Annotated in this window: 1 protein-coding gene; it reads left to right on the plus strand. The window is 44.1% G+C overall.

Annotation, left to right across the window (positions count from 1 at the left end; translation table 11 throughout):
• Nucleotides 1-385: 385 nt before the first annotated feature.
• On the plus strand, nt 386-531 hold a 146-nt coding region (locus BT112_RS22175; protein ID WP_139275967.1), incomplete at its 3' end, for a LuxR C-terminal-related transcriptional regulator.

Here is a 531-nt window from a genome sequence, read left to right on the forward strand (position 1 = left end):
CCTTGAGCCGCTAAACAAGTTGCTTTGACGGCTAAACGGATTAGGTGGACCGCTTAACCGAATACGTTGACCGCATAACAAGTTGGTTAAGCGGCCAAACCAATCCCCGGAGCCGTGTACCCAAACACAAAAGCGGCGAACTTAATCAAGTTCGCCGCTAACCGGGTTACTTATGCGGTTTGGATATTCCGGACTAAGCTGACCCCTCTAAAGCCTACCTTTTAGGTATCTGTCATTCCGGCGGATGCTGACCCCCTTGTAAATTTAAAAATGGTTTTCCGGTAAAATTATTCCGGATCATACTGCCCCCCATTTTTTGAATTGGTTTTTGGTTTATTTGATGGATACCATCAAAAGATAAGTAATGGCCGGAAAACCAAAACGAATGAGTCAAGTAAAACAAATACTCCGTATGCACCAGCAGGGCAAGGGCATAAAAACTATTGCCAGAACCTTGTCCATCAGTAAGAATACCGTTAAAGGGTATGTTCGTAAAGCTAAAACAGGTACGCTTCGAGTTGAAGCACTTTT

Origin of the sequence: Sinomicrobium oceani (assembly GCF_900119185.1) — a bacterium.
Lineage (GTDB): Bacteria > Bacteroidota > Bacteroidia > Flavobacteriales > Flavobacteriaceae > Sinomicrobium > Sinomicrobium oceani.